The organism is Gemmata palustris, assembly GCF_017939745.1.
GTDB lineage: Bacteria > Planctomycetota > Planctomycetia > Gemmatales > Gemmataceae > Gemmata > Gemmata palustris.
In genome coordinates this window covers 3,700,129-3,726,087 of record NZ_JAGKQQ010000001.1, presented here as the reverse complement: position 1 = coordinate 3,726,087, position 25,959 = coordinate 3,700,129, and the positions used below count along the sequence as shown (strand labels likewise).

The 25,959-nt window shown below is 64.4% G+C and carries 23 protein-coding genes; 10 read left to right on the top strand and 13 right to left on the bottom strand.

The genetic code is table 11. The features are described from left to right. The 3 genes from J8F10_RS15300 to acnA form a co-directional block, all read right to left on the bottom strand. Nucleotides 1–462, bottom strand: coding sequence for a DUF4328 domain-containing protein (locus J8F10_RS15300; protein ID WP_210654948.1), 462 nt, complete (start codon nucleotides 460–462; stop codon nucleotides 1–3). A 42-nt stretch (nucleotides 463–504) separates the two neighbouring features. After that, on the bottom strand, nucleotides 505–1,161 hold the full coding sequence (locus J8F10_RS15295) for a hypothetical protein (RefSeq protein ID WP_210654946.1): 657 nt from the start codon (nucleotides 1,159–1,161) through the stop codon (nucleotides 505–507). A gap of 63 nt (nucleotides 1,162–1,224) precedes the next feature. Further along, the gene (gene acnA, locus J8F10_RS15290) at nucleotides 1,225–3,993 is read right to left on the bottom strand and encodes an aconitate hydratase AcnA (protein ID WP_210654944.1); all 2,769 of its coding nucleotides are present in this window, start codon (nucleotides 3,991–3,993) and stop codon (nucleotides 1,225–1,227) included. A gap of 456 nt (nucleotides 3,994–4,449) precedes the next feature. On the opposite strand from acnA, the gene J8F10_RS15285 reads away from it, so the two are divergent. Together J8F10_RS15285 and J8F10_RS15280 are read left to right on the top strand one after the other, a co-directional pair. After that, nucleotides 4,450–5,283: a DUF1559 family PulG-like putative transporter gene (locus J8F10_RS15285; RefSeq protein ID WP_210654942.1), complete on the top strand. Its 834-nt coding sequence runs from the start codon at nucleotides 4,450–4,452 to the stop codon at nucleotides 5,281–5,283. A gap of 97 nt (nucleotides 5,284–5,380) precedes the next feature. Then, entirely contained in the window at nucleotides 5,381–5,866 is a 486-nt protein-coding gene (locus J8F10_RS15280; RefSeq protein WP_210654939.1) for a hypothetical protein, read from the top strand. 119 nt (nucleotides 5,867–5,985) lie between these two features. On the opposite strand, the gene J8F10_RS15275 is transcribed toward J8F10_RS15280, so the two are convergent. Further along, entirely contained in the window at nucleotides 5,986–6,534 is a 549-nt protein-coding gene (locus J8F10_RS15275; protein WP_210654937.1) for a DJ-1/PfpI family protein, read from the bottom strand. Between the two features lie 505 nt (nucleotides 6,535–7,039). Here J8F10_RS15275 and J8F10_RS15270 point away from each other — a divergent pair. Further along, a complete protein-coding gene (locus J8F10_RS15270) occupies nucleotides 7,040–8,002 on the top strand; it encodes a DUF1559 family PulG-like putative transporter (protein WP_210661959.1) in 963 nt (320 codons plus the stop codon). Between the two features lie 205 nt (nucleotides 8,003–8,207). Then, entirely contained in the window at nucleotides 8,208–8,648 is a 441-nt protein-coding gene (locus J8F10_RS15265) for a carboxypeptidase-like regulatory domain-containing protein (protein ID WP_210654935.1), read from the top strand. Between the two features lie 469 nt (nucleotides 8,649–9,117). Here J8F10_RS15265 and J8F10_RS15260 read toward each other — a convergent pair whose 3' ends face one another. Both J8F10_RS15260 and J8F10_RS15255 read right to left on the bottom strand, forming a co-directional pair. Then, nucleotides 9,118–10,305, bottom strand: a complete 1,188-nt coding sequence (locus J8F10_RS15260; RefSeq protein ID WP_210654933.1) for an FAD-dependent oxidoreductase — start codon at nucleotides 10,303–10,305, stop codon at nucleotides 9,118–9,120. Nucleotides 10,306–10,440: 135 nt separating this feature from the next. After that, complete coding sequence (locus J8F10_RS15255; RefSeq protein WP_210654931.1) at nucleotides 10,441–11,379, bottom strand: HDOD domain-containing protein; 939 nt, start codon at nucleotides 11,377–11,379, stop codon at nucleotides 10,441–10,443. Between the two features lie 131 nt (nucleotides 11,380–11,510). Here J8F10_RS15255 and mobA point away from each other — a divergent pair, with 131 nt between their 5' ends. The 3 genes from mobA to J8F10_RS15240 all read left to right on the top strand — a co-directional run bounded on the left by mobA (nucleotide 11,511) and on the right by J8F10_RS15240 (nucleotide 14,473). Next, nucleotides 11,511–12,212 carry a molybdenum cofactor guanylyltransferase gene (mobA, locus tag J8F10_RS15250; protein ID WP_210654929.1) on the top strand — a complete coding sequence of 234 codons (702 nt, stop codon included), beginning with the start codon at nucleotides 11,511–11,513 and terminating at the stop codon, nucleotides 12,210–12,212. A gap of 64 nt (nucleotides 12,213–12,276) precedes the next feature. After that, nucleotides 12,277–13,431 carry a homospermidine biosynthesis protein gene (locus tag J8F10_RS15245; RefSeq protein WP_210654927.1) on the top strand — a complete coding sequence of 385 codons (1,155 nt, stop codon included), beginning with the start codon at nucleotides 12,277–12,279 and terminating at the stop codon, nucleotides 13,429–13,431. Between the two features lie 4 nt (nucleotides 13,432–13,435). After that, complete coding sequence (locus J8F10_RS15240; protein WP_210654925.1) at nucleotides 13,436–14,473, top strand: S1 family peptidase; 1,038 nt, start codon at nucleotides 13,436–13,438, stop codon at nucleotides 14,471–14,473. 166 nt (nucleotides 14,474–14,639) lie between these two features. Here J8F10_RS15240 and J8F10_RS15235 read toward each other — a convergent pair whose 3' ends face one another. After that, the gene (locus J8F10_RS15235; protein WP_210654923.1) at nucleotides 14,640–15,836 is read right to left on the bottom strand and encodes a sialidase family protein; all 1,197 of its coding nucleotides are present in this window, start codon (nucleotides 15,834–15,836) and stop codon (nucleotides 14,640–14,642) included. 156 nt (nucleotides 15,837–15,992) lie between these two features. Here J8F10_RS15235 and J8F10_RS15230 point away from each other — a divergent pair, with 156 nt between their 5' ends. Beyond that, nucleotides 15,993–16,388: a hypothetical protein gene (locus J8F10_RS15230; protein WP_210654921.1), complete on the top strand. Its 396-nt coding sequence runs from the start codon at nucleotides 15,993–15,995 to the stop codon at nucleotides 16,386–16,388. A gap of 41 nt (nucleotides 16,389–16,429) precedes the next feature. Here J8F10_RS15230 and J8F10_RS15225 read toward each other — a convergent pair whose 3' ends face one another. Continuing rightward, nucleotides 16,430–17,509, bottom strand: a complete 1,080-nt coding sequence (locus J8F10_RS15225) for a peptidase (RefSeq protein ID WP_210654919.1) — start codon at nucleotides 17,507–17,509, stop codon at nucleotides 16,430–16,432. A gap of 278 nt (nucleotides 17,510–17,787) precedes the next feature. Here J8F10_RS15225 and J8F10_RS15220 point away from each other — a divergent pair, with 278 nt between their 5' ends. Together J8F10_RS15220 and J8F10_RS15215 are read left to right on the top strand one after the other, a co-directional pair. Next, complete coding sequence (locus J8F10_RS15220) at nucleotides 17,788–18,591, top strand: alpha/beta hydrolase (RefSeq protein ID WP_210654917.1); 804 nt, start codon at nucleotides 17,788–17,790, stop codon at nucleotides 18,589–18,591. Nucleotides 18,592–19,070: 479 nt separating this feature from the next. Further along, complete coding sequence (locus J8F10_RS15215; RefSeq protein ID WP_210654915.1) at nucleotides 19,071–19,829, top strand: hypothetical protein; 759 nt, start codon at nucleotides 19,071–19,073, stop codon at nucleotides 19,827–19,829. A 9-nt stretch (nucleotides 19,830–19,838) separates the two neighbouring features. On the opposite strand, the gene J8F10_RS15210 is transcribed toward J8F10_RS15215, so the two are convergent. The 5 genes from J8F10_RS15210 to J8F10_RS15190 all read right to left on the bottom strand — a co-directional run bounded on the left by J8F10_RS15210 (nucleotide 19,839) and on the right by J8F10_RS15190 (nucleotide 25,954). Further along, nucleotides 19,839–20,579, bottom strand: coding sequence for an ATP-grasp domain-containing protein (locus J8F10_RS15210; protein ID WP_210654913.1), 741 nt, complete (start codon nucleotides 20,577–20,579; stop codon nucleotides 19,839–19,841). Nucleotides 20,580–20,724: 145 nt separating this feature from the next. Continuing rightward, nucleotides 20,725–21,456, bottom strand: a complete 732-nt coding sequence (locus tag J8F10_RS15205; protein ID WP_210654911.1) for a hypothetical protein — start codon at nucleotides 21,454–21,456, stop codon at nucleotides 20,725–20,727. A gap of 114 nt (nucleotides 21,457–21,570) precedes the next feature. Next, nucleotides 21,571–21,993: a hypothetical protein gene (locus J8F10_RS15200; protein ID WP_210654909.1), complete on the bottom strand. Its 423-nt coding sequence runs from the start codon at nucleotides 21,991–21,993 to the stop codon at nucleotides 21,571–21,573. Further along, the gene (locus J8F10_RS40335; RefSeq protein WP_210654906.1) at nucleotides 21,990–23,267 is read right to left on the bottom strand and encodes a TIGR02996 domain-containing protein; all 1,278 of its coding nucleotides are present in this window, start codon (nucleotides 23,265–23,267) and stop codon (nucleotides 21,990–21,992) included. Before J8F10_RS40335 ends, J8F10_RS15200 begins: the two co-directional genes overlap by 4 nt. Beyond that, entirely contained in the window at nucleotides 23,264–25,954 is a 2,691-nt protein-coding gene (locus J8F10_RS15190; protein ID WP_210654904.1) for a patatin-like phospholipase family protein, read from the bottom strand. Before J8F10_RS15190 ends, J8F10_RS40335 begins: the two co-directional genes overlap by 4 nt. Between the last annotated feature and the right edge of the window lie 5 nt (nucleotides 25,955–25,959).

The window sequence follows — 25,959 nt, the reverse complement described above, 5'->3', positions numbered from 1 at the left end:
TCACCAACCCTCGTCCATCGGCGGCGGGACGTAGGCGCCGGGCTTCAGGCGCTCGCCGTACCGGTTCAACTGGCGCCAGTACAGAATGCCGCAAACGAGCGCGATCGGGAACGTGAGGAACGCGGGGTAGAACCACATCCCGGGAATCAGAAGGGCCACGGTCGCCAGGCCATAGCCGCGGCCGTAGCCCTCGTCGGGAGCGTCCATTCCCCGCGAGCGGAACTCGTTCCGCAGCGACTCCGCCACGCGCTCGACCGTGACTGCGGCCCACACGAGGTTGAAGACCGGGATCAGGTTCAGCCACACCTGCGCGGGCTCCATCCGCCGGTTCTCCGGTGCCACCCGGCGCAGCGCCCGCCCGATCGCCGACAGGAACGAGAGCGAAAGGGTGAACGTCAGCACGAACGCGGTGACGCCGACCCCCAGCACGAGCAGTATTTCGAGAAACTGGTTACGGTACATTCGCCCCTCGTGCCGCACCCGGTACGCACGCGAGTAAGACGCCTACCGGTTCCCGCGATCCCACGGTTTCCGGTCGCCGCCGCGATCGTTATCGTCTTCGTCGTCGTACCGATCGTCTTCGCGGGGCCGGCGTGTCGGTCGGTCGTCTTCGTAGCGCTCGTCATCGCGGTCCCGGCGGCGCGGCGCGGGGCGGTCGTCTTCGTCGGCGTACCGATCGTCCTCGTCGTACCGGTCGTCGTATTCCCGGGCCACGAGTTGGCCGCTGTAGCCCGCGATCTTCACCCAGTACATGATCCAGCAGACCAGCCCCGCGATTGAGAATATGGCACCGCAGTACGGGATGACGCCCGCGACGAACAGTGAACAGTACGCGACCCCCAGGCTCTTGCCGTAATCCTCCCCGCGCCGGTGCCGGCCCCGGTCGTAGAACTCGTTGTCCAGCGATTCGGTAATGCGCGAGACGGTGATGAACATCCACACGAGGCCGAAGAGGGGGATCAGGTTGAGCCACACCATTCCCGGTTCCATCGTCCGGTTCCGCCGCCGGCACCGCGAGAGCGCCTTCTGGAGCGTGAGGAGGTAAAAGATCTGGGGCAGCAGGCCCACGAGGACGAGGGCGATTATGAACACGACCAGGAAGAGGACGAACGCTTCGGGCGCTCCCCCTTGTGCTTGCGCGAGAACGAGCGACGGTGACATCGTGGGCCTCGGTTTGGCGTTCCAGGAGCAGCGGCCCCGCTCGGGCGCGCGGGGCCGGTGGATTTACTTCGCCGCGAGCAACTGTCGTAGGACGTAAGGCAGAATACCACCGTTCTTGTAGTACTGCACCTCTTGCGGCGTATCAATTCGGCACACCGCCTTGAACGCGACCGTCGTCCCGTCGGGGCGGGTGGCGGTCACGGTGAGTTCGCGGCTCGGGCCGTCGAAGTTCTTGTCCAGGCCCGCGATCAGGCCGTCGATGTTGAACACCTCTTCGCCGGTCAGCCCGTGGCTCGCGGCCGACTCACCCGCCTTGAACTGGAGCGGCACCACGCCCATGCCCACGAGGTTGCTGCGGTGGATGCGCTCGTAGCTCTCCGCGAGCACGGCCTTTACCCCGAGCAGGTTCGTGCCCTTCGCGGCCCAGTCGCGCGACGACCCGGACCCGTACTCCTTGCCGCCGATCACCAGCAGCGGCACGCCGTCCTTCTGGTACGCCATCGCCGCGTCGTAGAGGCTCACGACCTCGGCGCCCGGCAGGTGCCGGGTGAACCCGCCCTCCACGCGCGACCCGTCCTCGCGCGGGGGCACCAGCAGGTTCCGTAGCCGGACGTTGGCGAACGTCCCGCGCATCATCACCTCGTGGTGCCCGCGGCGCGCCCCGTACTGGTTGAAGTCCTTCTGCTCGACGCCGTGGGCGAGCAGGTACTTGCCCGCGGGCGCGTCCTTCTTGATGTTGCCCGCGGGCGAGATGTGGTCCGTGGTGATGCTGTCGCCGAGCAGCGCCAGCACGCGCGCCCCGGTGATCTCGGCGATGGCCGGCGGCATCACGCCCATCCCGCGGAAGTACGGCGGGTTGGCGATGTACGTGGAACTCGCGCTCCACTCGTACAGATCGCCCGTGGGCACGCGCAGTTCCTTCCAGCGCGAATCGCCCTCGTACACCGCGCCGTAAATGCGCTCGAACGACTCCTTCTTGATCGAGCTCCCGACGGCCGTTGAAACTTCTTCGTGCGTGGGCCAGATATCTTTGAGGAAAACGGGAGTCCCGCTCGGGTCCGTGCCCACCGGCTCGGTGTCCCAATCGATGTCGACGCGCCCGGCCAGGGCGTATGCGACCACGAGCGGCGGCGACGCGAGGTAGTTCGCCCGCACCTCGGGGTGAACGCGGCCCTCGAAGTTCCGGTTGCCCGAGAGCACCGCGGACACGACCAGCCCCTCGCCCGCGATCTCGCGCGACACCGCGTCCGGGAGCGGCCCGGAGTTCCCGATGCACGTCGTGCAACCGTACCCGACGACGTTGAAGCGGAGCTTTTCGAGATCGGCCAGCACGCCCGCATTGGTCAGGTAGTCGGTCACGACCTGCGAGCCGGGCGCGAGGCTCGTCTTCACCCACGGTTGGGTGCTCAGGCCGCGGGCGACGGCCTTCTTCGCCAGAACGCCCGCGGCCATCATGACCGAGGGGTTCGAGGTGTTCGTGCAGCTCGTGATGGCCGCGATCACCACCGAGCCGTCGTGGAGCGCCCCGGCCGGCACTTCGGGCGCGGGCGCCGGTTCCTTCGCGCCGAACGGCCCCGACGCGGGCGCGGGGGCCGCGGCCACCGGCAGCGGGACCGAGGTCGGCTTCTTCACCCCGGCCTTGAGTTTCGGCAGCGCCTCCGCGAAGGCCGGCTTCATGTTCTTGAGCGCGATCCGGTCCTGCGGGCGGGTCGGCCCGGCGAGGCTCGATTCCACGGTCGAGAGGTCGAGCTCGAGGGTGTCCGTGTAGCTCGCTTCGGGCGTGTTGGCGTCGTGGAACAGCCCCTGTTCCTTGTAGTAGGCCTCGACGAGTGCCACGAGATCGGCCGGCCGGCCCGTGAGCGCGAGGTAGCGCAGCGTTTCCGCATCGACCGGGAAGATGCCGCACGTCGCGCCGTACTCGGGCGCCATGTTCGCGATCGTCGCGCGGTCCGCGAGCGGCAGGTCCGCGAGCCCCGGGCCGAAGAACTCGACGAACTTCCCGACCACGCCCTTCTTGCGGAGCATCTGCGTGACGGTGAGCACGAGGTCGGTCGCGGTCGCGCCGGGCGCGAGGCGCCCCGAGAGCTTGAACCCGATGACCTGCGGAATGAGCATCGACACCGGCTGGCCGAGCATCGCGGCCTCGGCCTCGATCCCGCCGACGCCCCAGCCCAGCACGCCCAGGCCGTTAATCATGGTGGTGTGACTGTCGGTGCCGACGAGCGTGTCCGGGTACGCCGCGCCGTGCGCGTCCACGAACACGCTGCGCGCGAGGTGCTCGAGGTTCACCTGGTGGCAGATCCCGGTGCCCGGCGGGACGACCTGGAAGTTGCGGAAGGCGTTCTGCCCCCAGCGCAGGAACACGTACCGCTCCTGGTTGCGCTCGTACTCCAGGTTCACGTTGTCCGTGAAGGCGTGCCCGGTGCCGTACTCGTCCACCTGAACGGAGTGGTCGATGACCAGTTCGACCGGCACGAGCGGGTTGATCCGCGACGGGTCGCCGCCGAGCGTCTTCATCGCGTCGCGCATGGCCGCGAGGTCCACCACGCACGGCACGCCGGTGAAGTCCTGCATGAGCACGCGGGCCGGCGTGAACGCGATCTCCACGTTCGGTTCGGCCTTCGGCTGCCAGAGGGCGAGCGCGTCGATGTCCGCCTTGCGCACCGCGAGGCTCACGCCCTCGTTGCGCAAGAGGTTCTCGAGAAGAATTTTGAGCGAGAACGGGAGCTTTTTCGCTTGCGGGTGAACGGTTTCGACGGCCGCGAGCCGGTGAATCGTGTACGGCTTACCGCCGACAGAAAGGGTGGAGAGGCTTCCGAAGCTATTTGGCATGAGAGTACCCGCAAACAGGAAGGATTCGCGCTGATTCAGGTATTGTTGGAGTTGTGAAGGGGTAATCAAGACGGGCGGCGCGTTCGGTGCGGAACCGCGCGCCCGCGGGGCGCGCGTTCGGTGGGGCAAAATCGCGCCCCGGCGCCCGCACGCGCTTGTTGCCGGGTCCGGGCCGTTCGTACCCGGTGGCGCGAGGTGTTAATCTGATTTTTACATAATCAATACGGCCGTGCGACCAAAGGCGTGTGTGGGGTAGTGGGACGGCGGAATATTAGAATGGCGGAGAAACAGACCGCTCTTGTCGATATGTGCATTTTTGAAGTATTTTCTCTTGCTCCTTCGCCGCCGCTAGGCGAAAGTGAAGGGGTTCTCTTTCGGTGGCGCCCGCTCTAATAAAAACGGTGCCACCGCCTTTCTTGTTAGTTCCATTCTGTTTCGGTCAAGGAGTCTCCCCTCGTGCCTGAACTGAACGTCCGCAAGGGTCGGCGTGGATTCACGCTGATCGAACTGCTGGTGGTCATCGCCATCATCGCCATTCTCATCGGTTTGTTGCTACCCGCCGTGCAAAAGGTGCGCGAAGCCGCCGCACGCATGAGTAGCCAGAACAACGTCAAGCAGCTCGGCATCGCGGTCCACAGTCACAACGACGCGGTCGGGTTCATCCCGGCCAACTGGGACAGCTACGGTGCGGGCGGCAACTGGTCCCAGCACGGGCGCCTGCTGCCGTACATCGAACAGAGCGCGGTCGCGAACGCCGGGCAGACCTGGTCGGTCGCGAACGGGAACCAGGACCCCCACAACACCGGCACCTACGCCTCGGCGGTCATCAAGACGTTCTGCTCGCCGCTCGACTCGTCCACCCCCGGGTACCTCGTTTACGGGTACTGGGCGGTGTCCAACTACGCCGCGAACCACGCGGTCTTCGGTGCCCCGAACATCAGCTGGAACCCCAAGCGCCGGCTCCAGTCGATCGGCGACGGCACCTCGAACACCGTACTGTTCGCCGAGAAAATGGGGACCTGCGGCGGGAACGGCAGCCTGTGGGCGCACGGCACCTGGAACTGGCCGTGGATGTCGATCTTCGCGATCAACGCGGACAACCAGACGCCGCAACCGCGCCCGACGGTCGCGGCCTGCGACCCGGGGCGCCCGCAAGCTCTGACGGCGGCCGGCTGCACCGTCGGGCTTTGTGACGGCAGCGTTCGGACCGTCAGCACCAGTATCAGCCTCGCAACGTGGACGAACGCCTGCTACACGGACGACGCCAACGCCCTCGCCAGCGCTGGGTGATGGGGCGGTAAGGTTTTTTCGGGGGGGAGGCGCGCGACCGGGTCGCGCGCCTGCCTCATTTGGTCCGATCTTATTCTTTACTCGTGAGGTTCTCCCCGTGCCGCTCCGCCTGACTCGTTTCGTCCTGTTCCTGCTAGCCGTATGTGCCTGTTCGACCCTGGGGTGCTCGGGAAAGAAGACCGCCACCGTGAAGGGGACCGTGAAATATAAGAACGAGCTCCTGAAGTCCGGCACCGTAAAGTTTTTCGGCGCCAACGACGCCACCTCCTCCTGCACCATCCTGGGCGATGGCACCTTTACTTGCGAGGGCGTGCCGATGGGTGAGGTGCGGGTGACGGTCGAGCAGATCACCGGGGGGCTGCCCGGGGGCCTGAAGGACGCCGGGAAGAGTGGGCTCTTCATTCCGGGCCAGGACAAAAAATCGACCGGGGGCGGTCCGCCCCCCAAACTCGCCGTTCCCGAAGGGGCGTCGACAATCGGGAGTAGCGCGAACTTGCCCGCCACGCTAAAGAATCCGGACACGTCCGGACTCAAATACACGATCGATGTCCAAATCAAGGACATCGAAATCATCATCCCGTAACGCCCCGCGCCCCGCACGTGCGGGGTGCCGACTCGTGCCATTCCGAGCCCCGCTCCCGCACTTCGCCCATCGCCCACACCTCTGTCGCCCGTGCCCGCCGGCGCCGTGCTCGTCGGGCGTCACCCGCGCAAGAGCTTCAGGTACTCCCGCATCCAGGCGGGGTTGTCGTGCCAGGTGCGGCACGTCACGAGGTTCCCGCTCACGACCACTTCGCGGTTCACATAAATTCCGCCCGAAAATTCACAGTCCAGTTGGCACTTCGCGACCGTCGTCACCTCGCGCCCGCGGATCACGTCGGCCGCGGCGACGATCTCGATGCCGTGGCACACGCTCGCGACCGGCTTGTTCGCCGCGAACAGCGCTTTCGTGATGCGCATCAGGTCCGGGTCGTACCGCAGGTACTCCGGGGCGCGCCCGCCGGTGATGACCATCCCGGCGAGCGCCCCGGGGTCCACGTCGCGGAACGCGATCTCGGCGGCGAGCGCGTACCCGGGCTTCTCTTGCGTGACGTCCCACCCGTCGGGGCGCTCGTGCAGCACGAGGTGGTAGGCCCGCTTCTCCGGCCCCGCGACGAGCACCGTGTACCCCTCTTCGCGGAGCCGGAACAGGGGGTAGTACGTGTCCAGCACTTCCGCGGCGTCGCCAATTGGCAGGAGAATAGTTTTCACACCGCACCCGTGGAATGAACGAACGCGGGGCGCCCAATGTGTCGGGTTTCGCCGCGGCCCACGAAGAGTGTAGCCGAATTTCGCGTCTTTTCCCGGCGCGCGGGCCGTTTTAAAAGTAAGCACCCCTAGGTGCGGATCGGACGCACGTCGCCCGGTTCGATCAGAAATTCCAGTCGCGAGTGAAACGTTTACATTGCATACTCTGAAGTGATTGCAATGGTGAATATGTGATTAAACCCAACGGCCTCTCATAGTTTTATCTTTTTAATTATTGTGTGCGATCCGCGGAACTTTTTGGACCCGGGCGTTTTCAAACAGTAACGGCGCATTGCCGGCGCGGGGATCGGGCGGAGCGCCCGGGACCGCGTTCGCGCCCGAGTCACGTGTTCCGATACCCGCTCGTGCGGCGCGAGCGGAGCGCCACTCAAGTGGCACCGGCCCTGTACCCCACGGGGCCGTGCGCTCGTTCCTTTCTGTTACTTGGTTCGACCGAGGGAGTCTCTCCATGTCTGTGTCGAAGGTCCGTTCCGGGCGACGCGGGTTCACACTCATTGAGCTGCTGGTGGTGATCGCGATCATCGCCATCTTGATCGGGCTCCTGTTGCCCGCGGTGCAGAAGGTGCGCGAGGCGGCCGCGCGCATGTCGTGCAGTAACAACCTCAAACAATTGGGGCTCGGCGTTCAGAACTACGCCAGTTCGTACTCGGACGCGCTGCCCAACATCACCACGGCCGTGAACGGGTCGCCGCAAGCGCAAACGCACGGGGGGTCGATCCACTTCTACCTGCTGCCGTTCATCGAGCAGGACGCCATTTATAAGGCCGGGTTCGCTCCGATCGTCGGGACGTACAACGGGACGTCGTACAGTTCCCCGTGGGAGGGGCCGATCGCGGGCAACGCGAGCAAGCCCCAAGTGCTCTACCAAACCGTCAAACCGTTCCTGTGCCCGTCCGACGCGACCCTGAACAGCGGGTACCCGAGCAACCGCGGCCAGGACTGGGCCGGCACGAGCTACGCGGCCAACTACGCGCTCTTCGGGAAGACCCGTGTCAACAACGCGGACCAGGCGGGGTTCAAAATTGGCAACATCCCGGACGGCACCTCGAACACGCTGACGTTCGCGGACAGCTACGGCGGGCGGACGTCCGACCACGGGCAACTGTGGGCGTACCCGGGGTGGGACTGGGCGGGCGACGGCAAGTACTCCGCCGTGTTCGGGTGGGGCGGGGTGAACGGCAACCGGTTCGGCGCCAACGCCGGGTGGGGGAGCTGGAACCAGCCGCCACTGTTCGGGGTTACGCAAACCGCGGCGACGGACCGGTCCCGCGTGTACGCGAACCACACCGGCGGCTGTCTGGTCGCCCTGGCCGACGGCAGCGTCCGCAGCGTCAGCTCCGGCGTGTCGCAACTGTCCTGGCAGTACGCACTGACCCCGGACGACGGTCAGGTTCTGTCGAGCGACTGGTAAACCGAGCCGCGCGTTTCGGCTCGAACGAGCCGCGACCGCAAGGGGGCGGGAGGCGCTACCACGCTCTTGGCCGTTCAACGTACACCGGGAGCCCCGCTCCCTCGCGGTCGCGGCTCGTTCGAGCCGCTCGAATTACCGCCCCCGCCCGCTTTTTCGGGCGGGGGCTACGATTCCATACGCTTGCTCCCACCCATCAGGAATACCCATGCCTCACATCATTACTCTGCCGAAGGTTCCGTTCGCGGGCCGGTGGTTACCGGTGCTCGGCCTGTTTTGCGTGACACTCGGTCTCGCGGGCTGCGGAAGCTCGGGGGATAAGGGCACCGTCACGGGGAAGTTGACCGTGAAGGGCGCGGCCCCGGCGCCGGGAACGCTCATCAAGTTCATTGGGGCCGACGGCAAGGAATCGAGTTCGATCGTCAACGCGGACGGTACTTATACCGTCAACGAAGTGCCGCCTGGAGACACGAAGATCGTCGTCACAGGCTCGGGGCCGGTCAAGGTCGTCGGCCAAACGGCGGCGATGCCCGGTATGCCCGAAGCCGGCAAAGGTGCGGCCATCCCGAAGAAGTACGCGACGGCCGGCGCGATCCCGAGCTTCGCGGTCAAGAAGGGCAGTAACACGCACGACGTTGACCTGCAGTGACGCGCCGACTTGGGCGGCGCTGCAGGTCAACGTTCTCGCACAAGGCCGCTCGTTCACACTCGCCGTTCACTTGAGATTGTGACGAATGGCGGGCGTTAACGAGCGAGTAGGTACCTCACGAAAACTCAGCGACGTAGGAGTGCAGGGCCAAATTGAGTTGATTTTGTTAATGTGTACACTATAATCTATCCGTGGCCCTGGCGAGCCGCGAAGGGTGAATGGGAGCTTGCTTGAGTAAGGGTCGGAGGGCACCAACATTCGTGGTGGGAACTATTCCAAAACCGGTAAAAACTGGCTCCGGTGTCAGCAAATGTTAGCCTCCGACACGGGGCCAGAAAGCGGCAGGATCGCTCTAAGGTATTGCCGGTGAAGGAGATTCGTGCCGCACTCGCGCGGTAGGTGGCACGCGCCGGCCAAAATGTTAGCAAATGTTAGTCGTGCCCGCGTGGGGCGCTGGGGTGAGTCATTTCTACACCGTTAACCGGCCCTTCAGGACGCCGCCCTTCAGTCCGCAAACGGTCAAGAGCATCTGCCTCTTCACTGGTGGTATCCACGGCATCAGCGGGAGCGCGATGTCGCGTCCACAAGCCAGTACGCGCCAGCCGGACTGGAAGAACGGCGATAGGAGCCACGTGATGGTGGAGTAGTACCGCAAGTAGTCACGCTGCGCTTTGACGAAAGCCGTGAACGCAGCGGCCGGCGAGTCCGCGGTCCGCAAGCACGCGGCCAGGCGCCACGCATCCACCAGCGCGAGGTTGATTCCCTGACCCAAGTGCGGGCTCATCGCGTGGGCCGCGTCGCCGATGAAGATCACGCGCCCGTCGTGCGTGCGCCGGAGGTGAACGTGCCGGTAGGTCGTGTGGATGAGCTGGTCGAAATCGTGGAGGAAGTCGAGGGCCGGTTCTGCTTCGGGGCAGAACGCACGCATTTCGTCCTTCAAAGCGTCCAGCCCGCGGGCTTTCACCGCCGCGACCGTGTTGTTCGGTAGCCCCCAGTACAGACTCACGAGTCCGTCACCGAGCGGGAGCAGACCGAGCAACTGGCTTGTTCCGCGAACGACCTGGAGCAACTTCCCGGGCTCGCCCGTGCCGGGTGCAGTAACCCAGAGCGTGCCGTGGTCGTATTTCAGAACCGAAGCCCGGAAGCCGAACACTTGGCGCAGGTGGGAGCGCGAACCGTCGCCGCACACGACGCAGTCGAACGGGCCGTGGCTCCGGCCGCGCGAGTCGATAAGCCGGACTTCGCCGAAGGGCGTCCACTCGCGCGCCACGACTTCGTGGTTGAGGCGCACATCGACCGGTTGCGTGTGAACGAGATCCCGCACGGCGCGGAACAGCACCCCGCGATGCACACCATAGGCGCGGAAGCCGGGCGCGTAGTCGCCGTAGCGCGTGCGGACGAGCGTGCGGCCCCCGGGCGCGTGCCGCGCGTGGAGTTCTTCGATGGGGGCGCTGTGTGCAAGTACCTGATCGAGAACGCCGAGGTGGTCGAGAACGGCCTGACCGGAGCGCTGGAGCAGCACGCCCGCGCCGATGGGATCGGCCACGGGCGCGCGTTCGAGCAGGGTGACCGCGTGGCCGTCGCGCGCGAGCAGGTACGCGGTGGTCGCGCCCGCGATCCCGAAACCGACGACCCCGACGCGGAACTTTCGGGCCACGGGCGACCTCTTGGCGGACGGCCCGTCACTCGATTGGGCGCGGGGCCACCAATTCAATGGTTGAGTGGCGCCACGATTGTGGACGGCGTAGGGGAGTTGTACTCGGGTATTTACGGACTTTGAAGCCGGAACGAGCTACTTCTTGGCAGCGGTGGCGGTGATCTGGAGCATCGCGCGGGTTTCCCGCAGAGCTTCAATAACCGTTTTGGAGAGGGATTTGCGGATCGACTTGATCGTCTCGAGGCCCGCGCGCTCGTGGAGCCGCAAGAAGCCGGGGCATTTTTCCATCTGGTAGTTGGTCAACTTCCGCTCGCGCTGAACGTGGTTGGCGAGCCCGTCGGCCGCCGCCGTCAGCGCGACGAGGAGCGGGTGGTCCTTCTCCGCTTGGGGGAAGTGGTGGTTCAGGATCGCGTTCGTGATCGCCGGCGAGAGCTTGTTCGCCTTGGCGAACCGGACCCCGATCTCGCAGTGGTCGAGTTGCAGCACGTCGCGCTCGCGCCCGAGCACGCCGCCGTCCTCCTGGAACGTCATGGGATCGGCACACGCGAACGCTTCGGGCGCCCGAACGCACACGATCACCCGGCCGATGTCGTGGAGCAACCCGGCGGTGAACTCTTCCCCGCGGAACCCGAGGTTCCCCGCGGTATTCAACCGGGACGCCAGTGTAGCCGTGAAGAGCGCGTGCCGCAGCAGCCCTTCGCACATGATGCCGGCTTGGGGCGTACTGTACTTGAAGACCCCGCCCACCCCGACGGCCGCGATCACCTGCTGGCACCGGCGCATGCCCAGGCGCACGGTTGCTTGCTGGACGTTCTCGGTGGCGCGCTTCCCGCGGAACGCGGCCGAGTTCGCGACCTTGAGCACGGACACGGCAAGAACCCCGTCCCGGCGGACCAGTTCGGCCAGGTTCGCGAGGGTTGCGTTCGGGTCGCTCGCGAGAGCCAGCGCGCGCACGGTCGTATCGGAGAGCGTCGGGAAGGACTCGACCTTTCCGAGATCCCGGACGAGCGCGGGCAGAGCCAGCAAGTTCGGCGTCTCGCGGCGGAGGAGCCGCGTAAAAGCTTTAAAGAACATGGAAGGCTCGGGAAGCGGGAGCGGGTATCTGATACCTTCCTATAGGACGTGAATTGACCTTCTGTCGGCCAATAGAGATTATCGGCTACATGTGAGAGTTCAGGCCGGCGAACGGAAATTCGGGTTGTGGCATGAAGATCGGCGGTATCGTGCTGTGTGGCGGGAAGTCGTCGCGTATGGGGCGGCCCAAAGCGTGGCTCCCGTTTGCCGGGGAATTCATGCTCCAGCGTGCGGTTCGCGTTCTGCGCGAAGTCGTCGACCCGGTCGTCGTGGTCGCGGCCCGGGATCAGGACGTACCGCCGCTCCCAGCAGAAATAGTTCTCGTGCGAGATGAGATCGATGAAAACGGGCCGCCAGCGGGTCTCGCCGCAGGGCTCGTCGCGCTCGCGGGGACGTGCGACGCGGTGTACTTGTCCGCGTGCGACGTGCCGTTTCTGAAGCCCGAGTTCGTGCGCCGGGTGATTGCGTTTTTGGGGGAACCTAACCCCCTAACCCCCTTCCCTAAGAAGGAAGGGGGAACAGAACCATCGGCTGTTTTAAGCCCCTCTCCCCTTGGGGGAGGGGTAGGTGCGGCGGTTCCGCGTGTCGGCGGGTTCCTTCACCCGCTCGCTGCGGTGTATCGCGTGGACGTCTTGCCCGTGGTACGCGCGATGCTCGCTGAGGGGCGCCTTCGCGCTGTGGACCTCTTTGACCGCGTGCCGACGCGCGTGATCGAGCCCGAAGAGTTAATTGATGTGGACCCCGAACTCGTCTCTCTCCGTAATCTGAATTCGCCGGGAGACTACGAAACCGCGTTGCGGCTGTTGCTGACCGGTTCCGAGGAGCGCCCGTGAGTCCGCGTGCCGGTCTCGCGGTGCCGGTTCCCGAAATTCTGTCCTCTGACTTCTGGTTTCTGATATGCACCCACACAAGCCGCACTACGATCGCCATGCCGGTACCGACGCGAACAAGGACTTCTTGCACCGGATCAGCCGCGAGCGGATCGACCCGCCGGCGGTCGCGGGCGGCGCGAGTGCGGCCGACCTGATCGACGGCGCGTTCCTGTCTTACAACAGCGGCCGGCTGCGCGAGGGCTGCCAGTTGTTCGTGCGAAAGATGCTCGCGAACAACGGCACCATCGGCCTCGCACTCTCCGGGGCACTTACACCCGCCGGGTTGGGGATGTCGTGCTTGGTGCCACTCGTGGAAGCCGGCTTCGTCGACTGGATCGTTTCGACCGGCGCGAACCTGTACCACGACACGCACTACGCGCTCGGGATGGACCTGTACCAGGCCGGGCCGAGTTTGCCGGACCTGGAACTGCGAGAGAACCAGGTCATCCGCATTTACGACATCATTTTCGACTACGAGAACCTGCTCGGAACCGACAAATTCTTCCGCACGCTCTGTCGCGGCGAAGCATTTCAGCAGACAATGGGGACGGCCGAGTTCCACAACCTCGTGGGCAAGTACCTTGCGGAGCGTGAAGACCAGACCGGGCACCGCGGGAAGAACCTGCTCGCCGCCGCGTACCGCCACGGGGTGCCGATTTTCACCAGCTCGCCCGGCGACAGCTCGATCGGCATGAACCTCGCCGCGCTCATGCTCGAAGGCGGGAAGCTCCGAATCGACCCGTTACGAGACGTGAACCAGTCGGCCGCGGTGGTGTGGGACGCGAAGGCGTCGGGCGGTACGAGTTCGGTGCTCATCCTCGGAGGGGGAAGCCCGAAGAACTTCATGCTCCAAACGGAGCCGCAAATTCAGGAAGTGCTCGGGCTGCTCGAAGCCGGGCACGACTACTTCCTACAGTTCACCGACGCGCGCCCCGACACCGGCGGCTTGAGCGGCGCGACGCCGAGCGAAGCGATGACTTGGGGCAAGGTCGATCCCGACAAACTGCCGGACTCGGTCACGTGTTACGTCGATTCGACGATCGCACTTCCTCTCCTGACCGCGTATGCACTGACGCGCACTGAGAAGCGCGTGCCGAAGCGCCTGTTCGACAAGTTCCCGGAGTTGACCCGCCGCCTCGAAGAAGGGTACGCTCGGACGGTTGCCAAGCGCGAGGAGTGACGGAATGCGACCACGTCTCATGACAGGAACCACCGTGCGCCGGGCCTTCCTGCCGGTGGTGTTCGTTACGTTTGCGTTTGCCGCCCCCGCGCCGGCGCAGCAGTTGCGAACGGAAGCGCCGCGCGAGCCGAAGTACATCGACGACGATGAAATGTACAAGCAGTTCTACGACAAGCTCGAAGAACTCGCGAAGGCCGGCAAACTACTGGCGCACGACAAACTCGTCGCCCGAATGAAGTCCGGCCCCGCGAAGGTCGCGACCACCAAACCCGGCGACAAGGTGCTGGCGCCGGAAGACGTGTACAAGGCCGCCGTTCGCAGCGTGTTCATTGTCGGGAGCGTCTACCCGGACAAGGACGGGAACTGGGAGAGCGGCACTTACGCGACCGCGTGGGTCGCCGCGGCCGATGGCGTGCTGGTCACCAACTGGCACGTGTTCGAGGATCTGAAGCCGGACGAAGTGTTCGGCGCTGCGGACCGCGACGGGAACGTGTACCCCGTCACCGACTTCATCGGCGGCGACAAGACGGCCGACATCGCGGTGTTCCGCATCGCGGCGAAGGGGCTCACCCCGCTGCCGGTCGCGTCGGGGCACGCAGAGGTCGGATCGTGGGTCGGGGTCATCAGTCACCCCGGCGATCTGTTCTACTTGTACACGCAGGGGACCGTCACGCGGTACAGCACGAACACCAACGAAGACGGCAAAACCGAGAAGTGGATGGGTATTTCCGCCGAGTACGCGAGCGGATCGAGCGGCGCGCCGGTGCTGAGCAAGTACGGCGCGGTGGTCGGCATGGCGGCACTCACACTCAGCCTCGACGCGGGCGACGACGGCAAGAACCCGGCGCGCCGGATTCGCGCACTCAAGGTGCCCAAGAAGGGCGCCTCGCGCGCGGACGATAAGAAGGGTGACAAGAAGGACGATAAGCCGAAAGACCCGGCCAAACCCGAACCGCACCCAAAAGGCTCCACGCTCCAGATGGTGGTGAAGATGGTCGTTCCCGGTTCCACAGTCCTCAAGTGGATCGGCAAGCAAGAATGAAGCTGAATTCAAAAGGCAGATTGGCCACAAAAAAGCACAAAGGGCACAAAAGGAAACCAAAAGCGCAGAACTGAGATCATTCAGGTTTCGCTTCTACTCTTCTGTTTTCTTTTGTGCTCTTTGTGCTTTTTTGTGGCCAACCTGCCTTTTGAATTCACGAAGGTTCCTACTTCTCCTTGATCCACTCCGCTCCGAATCGCGCCAGCGTGAGTCGGCCGTAGTTCGTGCCCTTTTCGCCGGCACGCTCGTAGAAGAGCAGCACGGTTCCGTCCTTCGCGAGCGCGAGGTCCGAATAGGCGCTGAAGCCGGTTTCGACGCTGCGCTTCGCGGTCCACGTCTTGCCGTCATCTTCACTCAATCGCACGGTCACGTTCTTGCGATCGCGACCGCTACCGGGTGTGGGCGGAGCTTTTGCGCCGGCCTTTTCCAAGTTGTCGGGATTGCTGAAGAGTAACAGCGGCTTCTTGCCCGGGACCGCGAGCAAACTGCCCACGCAGACCGGTTCCGTGAGTGCGTCGTCGAACGCAGGCTTGCTCCACTTGGTCGCGCCATCAGCGCTCAGTGTCACGAGCCGGCGGTTGTTCTTCGATTCGCTCCGCGCGTTCAGCATCACGGTGCCATCGGACAGTTCCGCAACGCACGACTCGTTGGGGTTCACTGACTCGGCCGCGTGTGGGATCGCGATCTCGCCGGGCTTCCAGGTTTTGCCCAGATCGTCGCTGTAGATCGTGGTTACGATGCTCGGTCGGTGGGCGTGGCCGCCGGTGCCGAGCGAGAGCCACACGGGGCAGAGCAGCCGACCGCTTTTGAGTTGAATGCCGTGGCCGGGGCCGGTGGCGAGTACCTTCCAGTCGTATCCCTTCTTGATGGGATCAAACGCGCTCGCGGTGATCTCGACGGGTGCGGTCCACGTCTTGCCGTCGTCGTTGGATCGGGCGTAAAAGCACCGCATGTATTCGAGGCAGAAGAGCAGGTGAACCGCGCCCGATTTATCCGCGATCATGACAGGGTTGTTGTACGTCACGTCGTCCTTGTTCGCGAGTTTCTGCGCGAGCGCGACGGGGTTCTTCTCCTTCGGCCCGGGTACGTCTGCGATCTTCTTCGGCTCGTCCCAGGTCTTACCGCCGTCTGTGCTGCGCCGGAGCAGAATGTCGATCGCGCCCCAATCACCGCGTGTGCTCTTGCGCGCTTCGCAGTACGCAAGCACAGTGCCCGATTTCGTGACCACGATTCCGGGGATGCGGTACTGCTTGTACCCGCCCCGGTCGGCTTCAAAGAGGTCGATCTTCTCTGGTTCGATGGCAAACACGGGCGAAGCAAATGCAAATAACACGAGCGCGAGAGCGAGAGCGAGACGGATCACGACGCAATCTCCACGAATTCGATACAACCAGAGCAACTCGCAGGGCGGCTCTAAAGCACCTCAATTACGAGTTCAAAGTGCTCTGGACACCGGCACATCGCGACCGGAAAAGTAGAATACCTGCCCGGTCCTCAAGAGGTTATGCCGATGTATCGAGTGCTGTCTCTGATCGCACTTTGTGCGCTGCCGACGGTAAGTTTCGCACAGCCCACTGCCGCACCCTCCGCTCCCGGGCTGAGCGGGAAGTGGTCCGGGTACTGGGTCAGCGACAAGAACGGCCACACCGGGCCGCTGCACGCGACGTTCACCCCGCTCGGTGATGATGCGTACCGCGTGAAGTACCGCGGGCGGTTCGCGAAAGTGATCCCGTTCCGATACACGACGACGATGGACGTGGTCGGAACGGGGGACGGTGTGGTTGTGCTCTCGGCCGAGAAACCGCTGGGACCGTTCGGCACGTTCCGCACAACAGCTACCGCGACGAACACGAACTTCGACGCGACGTTTACCAGCCGCCGCGACTCCGGCCGGTTCGTGTTGAACCGACGGTGAAGCAAACCCCGCCCGCAAGGGCGGGACGGGGGCACCCGACTTCAGCCCACCTTCTTCAGCAGCGTGATGCGTCCGGTGCTGACCCACTCGACGACGAAGATGTTGCCGTCCTTGTCGAAGGCGGCGTCGTGCGGGTGGACGAACTTGCCCGGGAGCCACTCCTTCGGCTGTGAGCGCACCTTGAAGCCATCGAGCACCTTCTTCCGCCATTCCGCGTCGTCGCCCAGGTGAACGATCGGCTTGTTCTCCTTGTCGAACAGGCTCACGCGGGCGTGCAGGTCGGGGACCAGGAGCACGTCGCCGCGCGTCTTCGCGTGCGCGGGGAACAGGACCACTTTGCCGGATTCGGTGGCGTCGATCGGCGTGCCGTCCAACTGGAAGCGGCTGAGGCGCGCGTTGGCGCGGTCGCACACCACGAGCACCGGCTTGTCCTTCACGCGATCATCGACCCACTGGCCGTGCGGCGTTTGGAGTTTGCCCTTGCCGTTTCCGCTGCCGCCGAACACCTTCACGAGCTTCCCGTCCTTGTCGTAGTTGAGCATGTAGTTGGAGCCGTACCCGTCGCCGACGTTGAACCCGCCGTCCGGCAGCCAGCAGATGTTGGTCGGGTTGTACGCGGGGGTGACGGTTTTGGTCGCGTCCTTCGCGTCGGGGCGCGGGGCGTATTCCGGGCACTCCGGGCGCCCCTTCTCCCACACCGTTTCGCCCTTCAGGTTGGTCTTCACGAGTTTCTTGGTTCCGGTCCAGGTGTTCGAGAAGTAGATGAACTCCTCGCTCCCCTCCTTGCGGATCTCGACACCGTGGCCGCCCTCGTGCCAGTCTTTGCCGAACGAGCGGATGTACTTGCCCTTCGGGTCGAACACGAACACCGTGTCCATGCCCTTTTTGTTTTTCAGCCCCTGGTGCGTGATGTACACGTTGCCTGCGCCGTCGAGCGCGACGTTGTGCGTCGTCTGCCACTCGAACTCGCCGGGCAGTTCGCCCCAGTTGTGAACGCACTCGTACTTGTGGCCCTCGACGCCGATGACCGGCTTCTTCTCTTCGGCCTTCTTGGTCGTGCCGAGCAAGATCGGTCCGGTGGATGCGACGGCAGCGGTAGCGATGAATTCGCGGCGATTCATTGTGGAGAGTGGGTGTGAGGTACGGGCGGGGGTAACGAAGCGTTGAGTTTACGCAGGCGAACGGCCGAACGCAACGAGGCATCTTGAGGCTCGGGGGATCGAGCCGTTAAGCTCTCGTGAGTGATGGAGTTCATGGTGCTCGGGCGAACCGCGAGTGCCAATAAGCGGGTGAAGTAACACTTTTGGTTTGAGATTGACCGCGTGGGGCGTTGCGGTCATACGGCTCGACATTCCGCACCGCCACGTTCGTTGCCAAAGCGCCAAGCCCGAGAGGGGACATGAACCGAGCTCGCGCCCTCGTTGTTGGCGGTTTTTTGGCGCTCGCGGTAAGCGGGTGCGCAACCGCCATCGAAAATTCGATCGTGTTCCAACCGCGAAAGTACCCCACGGGCGATTGGGCGCCGACGCCCGGCATTGAGGACGTGTGGATCGAGTCGTCGGACGGGGTTCGCCTGAACGGGTGGCTCGCGCGCGCCGAGCGCCCGCAAGCGGTCGTGCTGTACACGCACGGGAACGGCGGAAACATCACGACCCGGCGCGAGGTGCTGCGGCTCTTCCGCGACCAGCTCGGCGCTTCGGTCATGGTCTTTGATTACCGCGGGTACGGTAAGAGCGGCGGCGCCCCGACCGAAACCGGGGTACTCGACGACGCCCGCGCCGCCCGGCGGTATTTGGCCGCGGCGTGTGGCGTTCGCGAGAGCGATGTGGTGCTGGTGGGGCACTCGCTCGGGGGCGGAGTAGCGGTGGATCTCGCCGCAGCAGACGGCGCACGCGGGCTGATTCTGGAGGGCACCTTCACCTCTCTGCCGGACGTGGCCGCGAGTCACGTCCCGCTGCTGCCGGTGCGCGCGGTGATGCAGTCCAAGCTCAACTCAGTGGACAAGATCCGGAACTATCGCGGTCCGCTCTTCCAGGTTCACGGGGACGCCGATCGCATCGTTCCGTATTCGCTGGGCCAGAAACTCTTCGCTGCTGCAAACGAACCAAAGCAGTTCATGACGATCCCGGGCGGCGGGCACTCTGACCCACCGACCCCGGAGTACGTTGCGGCCTTGAAGCAATTCCTCGCGACACTTCCGTAACACGATTCCGTTCGCTCGATCGCGCTTCTACCTACTCTGGGAGCACGCAGAACGACTTTGTGGAATGCGGCCCGAACCGCGCCGTCTTACTGGACGAACGGGCCAATGAGCGGTCGACAAACGAAGATGCCATGTTCTACATTTCCTTGCCCTTTGCCCTGATTGTTCTGTTGGCTGCGCACGCCGCAGCTCGCCCGCACCCGCACCCGATTCGCTGGGCTCGGTTCGCTCTGGGAAGTATGTTCCCGGCCTTCTTCTGCCTCCTTGGTCTTTTGCCGGTGGTAGCCGGGTTGTGCTTGCTACTGGCTATGGCCCTTGGGGTGTGGCCCCGGGTGCGTCGGCGTGTGCCCACCTTCTTACCACTCTCGACTGCGGCTGCGCTAACGGCCTACGGGATTGCCGGGTGGTTTGCCTTGGAGGATCAGGCGACTCGTGACCGCCTCCGACAGAAATACCCGTTTGAATCAATGGTGGATCGAGTGGCCGAGCCATCGGGTACTTTTCGGCGCCCATTGATCGGCACCACGGCCGAGCAGTTGGACGGGTTTGAACAGGCGGTGCAGAGTGAAGCCGGTGTCACGCTTCGGGAGTACCTGTTAGGACGACTGCACGAGGATACCGTTGAGGCGTTCGTCAACAGTCCCGGCTTCGGGGTGGCGCGGGGGGTAGGTTTCCCGACGGAGGAAAGGCTAAAACCCCGGTTGGAGCGGGGGGATACTCCAGTTCAGCCCGGGCCGCCGGTGATCTGGGGGTACGGGGAGCCGTTTGGGACAGTCCCGGACACGGACCAGAAGCGCCTCGCCGGATTGCATGCGAGCGGGCTACTGGATTTTGTGAACGCGCGGGAATGGGGGTACGTTCAGTCTCGGTCGCGCGTCGCCGGGTTCCTGTCTCACCGGTTCAGCCGAGTACCCGAAATCGAAACTTGGCGGGTGCAGCGAATCGAGTTGGTTGGCCTTCTGAAGCACCCGGAGCCGGTGGTGTACGTGTCCGATCGGCTCCCGGCGATGATCGAACTGCCGAGCGTGCCGACGCGCCCGTTAGACACGTTCGAGGAAGCGGGGTTGGGAGCCGTTCGCCGCGGGGAAGACGGCTTCGCCGCTCGGCGGGGAGATGTGATCCGGTTTGTGGGTGGGATTCGTAGCGCGCGACAGTGTGTTGAATGTCACGGGGGTGAGCGCGGTGACCTGCTCGGCGCGTTCTCTTACGCGCTCCTACCGGCCAGAACGCGCCCGTGATTCGTTCACTTACTTGCTCGCGAGTTCGACCCACCGGGCTTCGAGGAGTTCGGAATACTCCATCGATTCCAGACCGTAGGGGTTGAGCGAATAACCATCGTTCACTTCTACCAGCACCGTCCGGCCGGTCGTTAACACACCGAAATCGATGCCGTAACCGGCCGGGGCGATGGGGCCGTGGTCCGCAATCGCGTTCTTGATGATTTGCGGATCGGGGTAGCGAAACACGTCGCCTTGATAGCGGCACACGTCGAGCACCTGCCCGCTGCGCACGAAACACCGCCACTCCGAAACGAACGTGACGTACTCTGACACGAGCACCTCGTGGCCGTCGGGCAGGCGCACCGCGTCCGGCATGTCGTCGGCGTCGTAGACCGCGACCGAGGGGAAGCCCTTGTTCCGACGCAGTGGCTTCACCCAGAGCGGTTCGCTCAGCGCCTTTTGGCCGTACTCGGAACGCAGTGTGCCCCACGTCGAGGGCCAGACCTTGCGTCCGCGGTACTTGGCCAAACACGCGGGGAGATTGTCCGCCACGGGAACCGGTACACCGAGTTTTGTCAGTGCGGCTTCAACGATTGGCACCCCACCGGCTACCAGTGTGTCGCGTGCGAGCGGCAGTGCTTCGAGTTGCGACGGCTCGAACAACTCGCACCGGACGCCGCGTTTGCAGAAACCGTCCCACGCACGGTAGAAGGAGTCCGTTGCGGGAATACCGTTCTGGGACTGGATGTAAACGAGCTTGATTGACATGGAATCGTCCTCCGGGGCGTTCGGAATCGTCCGTCGTGGTCATTGTACCGGCTTCTTCAACCCGAAAATCAACACGGCCCGCCGAATGGATTTCGTTCCACTCGGCGGGCCGCGTGCAGTTTACTGTTGCTGTTTTCGGTCCCGATTACCCCGGAATCCACGGGAGGAAGACGGTCGTCACCCCGGGGCGGCTGATAACACCGCTCGCGGGATTCAGGAAGGTGTTTTGCGCGGGATTGAAGTACAGCCCGGTGCCCGGAGCGTAGGCGCCGGTAAAGGTGGGCAACCCGCTTCCGGGAACGCGGAAGAACGTGTTGCCGTCCGCGGTGCGGGCAATCCCGCTGAGCGGCCTGTAGACCGTGCCCGAGATCGGGTTCACTTGCAGATCCGGTCCGCGCCACATCAATTGACCGGGTTGCTGGATCGCGATCGGCGGTGTGGAGGTCGCGAACGGCCTGAACGGGTTGTTGAACGGATTAATCGCAAACGGGTTGTTGAATGCGTTCGGAACAAACGGGTTCGGTGCAAATGGGTTATTGACGAACGGGTTGTTCGGCGCGAACAGCGGATTAAACGGGTTCAGCACGAACGGGTTGTACGGCACAAATTGGGTCTGGTTCAACCACGGGTTGTTGAGTGCCGGGTTGAAGAACGGACCGGGGTTAAACGACGGCGGATAAACCACGGACGCGGGGATGCCCGGCATCGTGTTGATTTGCGGGTGAACGATGACGGCCGGCGCCTTTTGGCCGGCGTTCGGTTGCGGGCGGAACCCCCCGCCGACCTGCGGCTGAACTTGCTGCGCCTCAGCCCGCGTTGCGGGCGCGACGGCCGCGAGTGCAGCGAGCACGCGGAACGACCACTTGAGAGCGATCATGGCAGTCCTTTCGGTGCAACTCTTCCCCAGACGCTTGAACGCGCTTCGGGCCGTGGCGTTTGTAACTTGATGTGGCGCTACCTGATGGGTGGTAGACCCGCGCCTGCCACCCACTCATGAAACGCTCGGAGCGGTCCGACTTGCGCGCCGATAGAGAAACAGTTTGACGAGCCCGAACGCGACCAGCCCCGGTCCCTCGCCCGCGGTCCACCACCAGGGGACGCCCGCGTTCAGATCCACGATCAGCAACCCGACCCCCAGAACGGCGTGGAGCCACGCGAGGACCGGCACGAGTGGTCGGTAGCGCTTCCAGTCGAAGGTGATCGCGAGCACAATGGCCCCGTGCATCGCGTACACGAGCGAGAGCGACCGCGTCATGTACCGCGTGATGACGGCGTCCGGGAGCGGACCGAGCCCGAGCCAGTCGCGGTGAACCGTGTCCATCCACTCGAACGGCAGAAACGCACACGGAAACGCGCACAGCACGACGCCCGCGTCGATCCGCATGAGCCATATCAAGAGTCGGTCGGCGGTCATGGAGACCCAGTAGAAGCGGTGAAGTGGAAGCGCTCACCGAACCGGGCGCGGAGCGCGTCTACCGTTTCCAACGAAAGCGGATTGTAATTGAGCCAGAAATTTTCCATCTTTTCGGGATCGATTGCGTCGGCAAGTGCCAACGCACCAGTGTCGGTGATGTTGCTACTGCACAAGCAGAGGTCGGTCAGTCGGGGAACGAGCGGTAATAAACTCCGCACGCCCGCGTCAGTGAGTTGATTGTACCCGAGGTCCAGTGATCGCAATTTGGGCCACACGACTGCCGCAAGTGCCCGTGTCCAGTCGCCTTCGAGGTAGCCCAGGGACAGATTCAGCTCTTCCAGGTTCGGCCGAAAGGTAGCGCTGGCGATAGCGCCGGTTGCTTCGGGCGTCAGGCGACCGCACGTGCGGAACCTGCGAAGGTTCGCGATTTGAGGTAAATGAGTGAGTGGGCGAATGTCGGGCTGTTCGATCATTAAGGATAGTGAGTGGATGTTGGACAAGAGCGGCGAATGAGCCAATTGCTCAATGCACTCGTGTGATTCCGGTTGGAAATGGTTCCCCGCGTGCCAGAGCCCCAGGTGCTTAAGCCCCGACCAGTGCTGACCGTGGAGGATATCTTCGACCACTTTGATGGTCTGTCGGTTGCGCTCGTTTGACATCTCAACGGTCAACGATTCCGAGCGAGCGAGACAGGGCTTGTTTAGGCGGCTCCATTGGTCGAAATTATCGGCGGCCGCAATCCGTAGACTGTTTACCGGCTCTCGTCGGAATGCGGCAGCAATGTCGCGGATCGGGAGCCGCGCCTCGAGAGAAATCTGCAAAGAACTGACGAAGCCACTCCACAAGTCGAGAGTTCTAATAAGCTCGTCGGATCTCCCTTCAATGCAGACACGGCCGAAGTGCAAATACTTAAACAGTTCACCCACTTGATCTGTCTGGCTGCCAGTGACGCGCCGCCACAAGCGCGACGACCAGGGTTCCCGGCGCGCGGGTGGGAATTCCGCTCCGAGTGCCTGGTAGAACGGTCCGAGCCAGGTCGCGCCGCACGACGTGAATAACTTTTGGATGCGATTTTGCAGCGTTAGGAGATGTTTACTTGGTTGCCGAATACCCTCCAGCTCGCGCTGCCCCGTCATCAGTTCGTGTAACAGGCGCACGAACTCGGCGCGGTCCTCTTCGCCGTTCTCCTGTAGCCAGTCGGCGAACGCCAGCCGGACGGTGTCGTCGGCCGGGTTCGCCGCGATCGCTTCGATGAACGCCTCGCGCTCAGTCACGGCGCCACCTTTCCCCCGGAGCCGAACCACCGGCGGAGTAAGGCGTGCTGTTCGCTCACTTCGCGGTCCTTGTAGCCCGTTGTAATGCTGTCGCGCTCAGTTGTGGTGAGGTACCAGTTTAGTGAAGCCGGTCGGCGCAGTTCCAGCCACGCGGTGTAGAAGAACTGGCTCGTCGCGGGCATATCGCCTGGACAGGTGTTGAACGCCCGGTGGAGCGTTTCGACCTGCTCGGCGTTGCGGAAGAAGGCGGCGTTGGCGCGGGCGGAAAACAGCGCTTCGGCCGGCGCGCTGGCGGACGCCAGGATGTCGGCGAACAGGTCACCTTTAAGCGGTTTGGCCACGAGCTTGCCGGTGTCCGGGTCGAAGGACGCGAACTTGTTCCGGGCGTCGTGGAGCGGGAACGCGCGGATCTGCACCAGTGCGACCCCCGACGTGTACTTGAGGACCGCGTCCTTGTTCTTCAGGAGCCACAGCGCGGCCACGTTCACCCCGTAGTTGTCGTAAATCCCGGCGTCCACGAGGCGCCGGGGCGGGACGGTCGGGAGACTCACGGCCGGGCTGATGACCGGGAACGTGGCGTTCATCCGGGCCGCGGTCACCACGCGGAAGTCCGCCGACGAGCGGAGTTTCCCCACGGCCTCGCGCCGCGGGTCGGAAGCCGATTCACCGGGCGGGAAGTATTCGAGAAACTCGTCGGGCGGCAGGTCCGGGAAGAGCCGGTGGAACTCGACCGCCGAGCGCCCGGCCGTTCCGTGCGGGCCGGTCGCCACGCTCACGTCCGCCAGGTCGGTCGGGTCGTCCAGCCCGCTCAGTTCCAGGTTGCTAATCAACAGGCGCCGGGAGTCTTCGACCATGAGGGGCGAGTAGATCATGGACGGGCGCTTGCCCTGGCGCTCCAGCACGCGCAGGTCCGCGAACGTTTTCCGCCACGGGTTCTGCCACGCTGTGCTCGCGTCTTTCTGGAGGTGCTGTGCCGCGTTCAGTTCCCACATCCATTCGAGGGTACGCCCGCGGTCCCAGGTGGCGTGGTTCCAGGGGGGGACGGCAATGGTGTTCCACGTCATGTCGCGCAGGACGAGCGACTGGCCGGTGCGCGTGAGCGAGTCCTCGGCCAGCGCCTTGATGTGCCCGTCCCCGAACCCGGCCGGGTTCTCGAAATCGGCGACGTACAAGGTCGCCCCGACCATTCCGCCACTCGCCCCGGTGAACAACCGGATGTGGTCCCGGAACCCGGGGAGGGCGGAGTCTTTATCCAGTTCGTTCAGCACGACACCGGTCCAGACTGCGGCCCGAATCCCGCCGCCGCTCGTGCAGACAATCACGATCTTCGGTTTTTCCTTCTCGCGGCCGGGTTGCGCCTTCCATCGCTCGCACATTTGCCGGAGCGGTTCGTCCGCGGGGATCAGGTACGCTTCCGCGTAGTTGCTCGTGGCGTCGAGCACCGCCTCCACGTCGCGCCCGCCGTTTTTCTGCTTGGGATCCCACAGTGGCAGGTTCACGCCCTCGTTCTCGCGCGTTCCTTCCAGTCCCGGGAATTGCAGCTTGAAGTGGTTCCTGCCGTAGCCGTCCCCTGCCTTGAAGAAGTCGGTCGAGTTCCACACGAGGAGCAGGAGGGCGCCCCCGATGAACGCGAGGCGCTGGACGCGGAAATGGGACTCGAAGAACCCGTACAACATGCTCATCACGATGAAGATCAGGCACACCAGCGAAATAAGACCGGTGAGCGAGTAGCCGGGTGCCCAGCGGTCCAGCACGTACACGATCGCGAGCAGTGCGACGATAATGGCCAGTGCCATCCCCATGACAAGCGTCGCGATCCCGTGGAGCGAAACGGCCTCTTTGGGAACCGGGTTGCGATCCCGCCCGATGAGGTACTCGCGCACCGTGTCCCAGGGCGTGCCCGACGGGGAGGTGATACCGGGTGGGATGATGCGCAGGTCCAGCAGCCAGTCCCGGAGCGCCGGGCACGCGGGCGCCCGGTGCCCCTCATCGAAGTAGTACGTCACGCGCGCGAACAGCCCCGCCAGCACATACCCGAGCACGAACGGGAGCAGCCAGAGCCGGTCGTTCAGGTAGTCCAGCCAGGGGCGCTGGGGTGCGAGTGCTGCGGCTTCGCCCTCGACGGCGCCGGTCGCCGGCGGCGCGGAGGCGGCTGCGAACAGTTTCGGGACGACGATCAGCGCGAGGACGAGGAGCATCCCCCACAACAGGAACCGCCCGAGCACGCGCACTTCCGCGTCCGCGCTGGGAATGAGCGTTCCGGGGAACCGGAGGAGAATGCCGGGGCGCTTCGGGTCGGGCGGGTAGGCGCCCACGAGCCAGTCCGGGCGGAACAGGATGTAATTGAGGAACAGGAACACGCCGACGAACAACCCGACCGAGACCCCGGTGCCGAGTTGGACCAGCGGGCGCTCGTGCCAGAACAGGTGCTCGGCCCCGAGGTCGCCCCCCACAACGCCCCACGCCGCGAGCACCAGTACGACCAACTGCGCCAGAAACAGTGGGTACGCGGTGAGCCACCGGAGCACCGCTTCCAGTGCTTCCAGGGTGCCCGCGCCGAGGAGAACGAGTTTGCGGAACCACCCGGGGGGCGGCGGAGCAGGGGGGCCGGGCGGCGTGCCCGTTTTTGGCGGCGGGCCGGGGTCGTTTCCCGAGGCGCTCGCACTCACGTTCTGTGGGGCGACCATAAATC

Coding starts and splice junctions, on each gene's coding strand:
- J8F10_RS15300 (WP_210654948.1), bottom strand. CDS start 462: ATGTACCGTAACCAGTTTCTCGAAATACTGCTCGTGCTGGGGGTCGGC.
- J8F10_RS15295 (WP_210654946.1), bottom strand. CDS start 1,161: ATGTCACCGTCGCTCGTTCTCGCGCAAGCACAAGGGGGAGCGCCCGAA.
- acnA (WP_210654944.1), bottom strand. CDS start 3,993: ATGCCAAATAGCTTCGGAAGCCTCTCCACCCTTTCTGTCGGCGGTAAG.
- J8F10_RS15270 (WP_210661959.1), top strand. CDS start 7,040: ATGTCTGTGTCGAAGGTCCGTTCCGGGCGACGCGGGTTCACACTCATT.
- J8F10_RS15265 (WP_210654935.1), top strand. CDS start 8,208: ATGCCTCACATCATTACTCTGCCGAAGGTTCCGTTCGCGGGCCGGTGG.
- J8F10_RS15255 (WP_210654931.1), bottom strand. CDS start 11,379: ATGTTCTTTAAAGCTTTTACGCGGCTCCTCCGCCGCGAGACGCCGAAC.
- mobA (WP_210654929.1), top strand. CDS start 11,511: ATGAAGATCGGCGGTATCGTGCTGTGTGGCGGGAAGTCGTCGCGTATG.
- J8F10_RS15245 (WP_210654927.1), top strand. CDS start 12,277: ATGCACCCACACAAGCCGCACTACGATCGCCATGCCGGTACCGACGCG.
- J8F10_RS15240 (WP_210654925.1), top strand. CDS start 13,436: ATGCGACCACGTCTCATGACAGGAACCACCGTGCGCCGGGCCTTCCTG.
- J8F10_RS15225 (WP_210654919.1), bottom strand. CDS start 17,509: ATGAATCGCCGCGAATTCATCGCTACCGCTGCCGTCGCATCCACCGGA.
- J8F10_RS15220 (WP_210654917.1), top strand. CDS start 17,788: ATGAACCGAGCTCGCGCCCTCGTTGTTGGCGGTTTTTTGGCGCTCGCG.
- J8F10_RS15210 (WP_210654913.1), bottom strand. CDS start 20,579: ATGTCAATCAAGCTCGTTTACATCCAGTCCCAGAACGGTATTCCCGCA.
- J8F10_RS15205 (WP_210654911.1), bottom strand. CDS start 21,456: ATGATCGCTCTCAAGTGGTCGTTCCGCGTGCTCGCTGCACTCGCGGCC.
- J8F10_RS15200 (WP_210654909.1), bottom strand. CDS start 21,993: ATGACCGCCGACCGACTCTTGATATGGCTCATGCGGATCGACGCGGGC.
- J8F10_RS15190 (WP_210654904.1), bottom strand. CDS start 25,954: ATGGTCGCCCCACAGAACGTGAGTGCGAGCGCCTCGGGAAACGACCCC.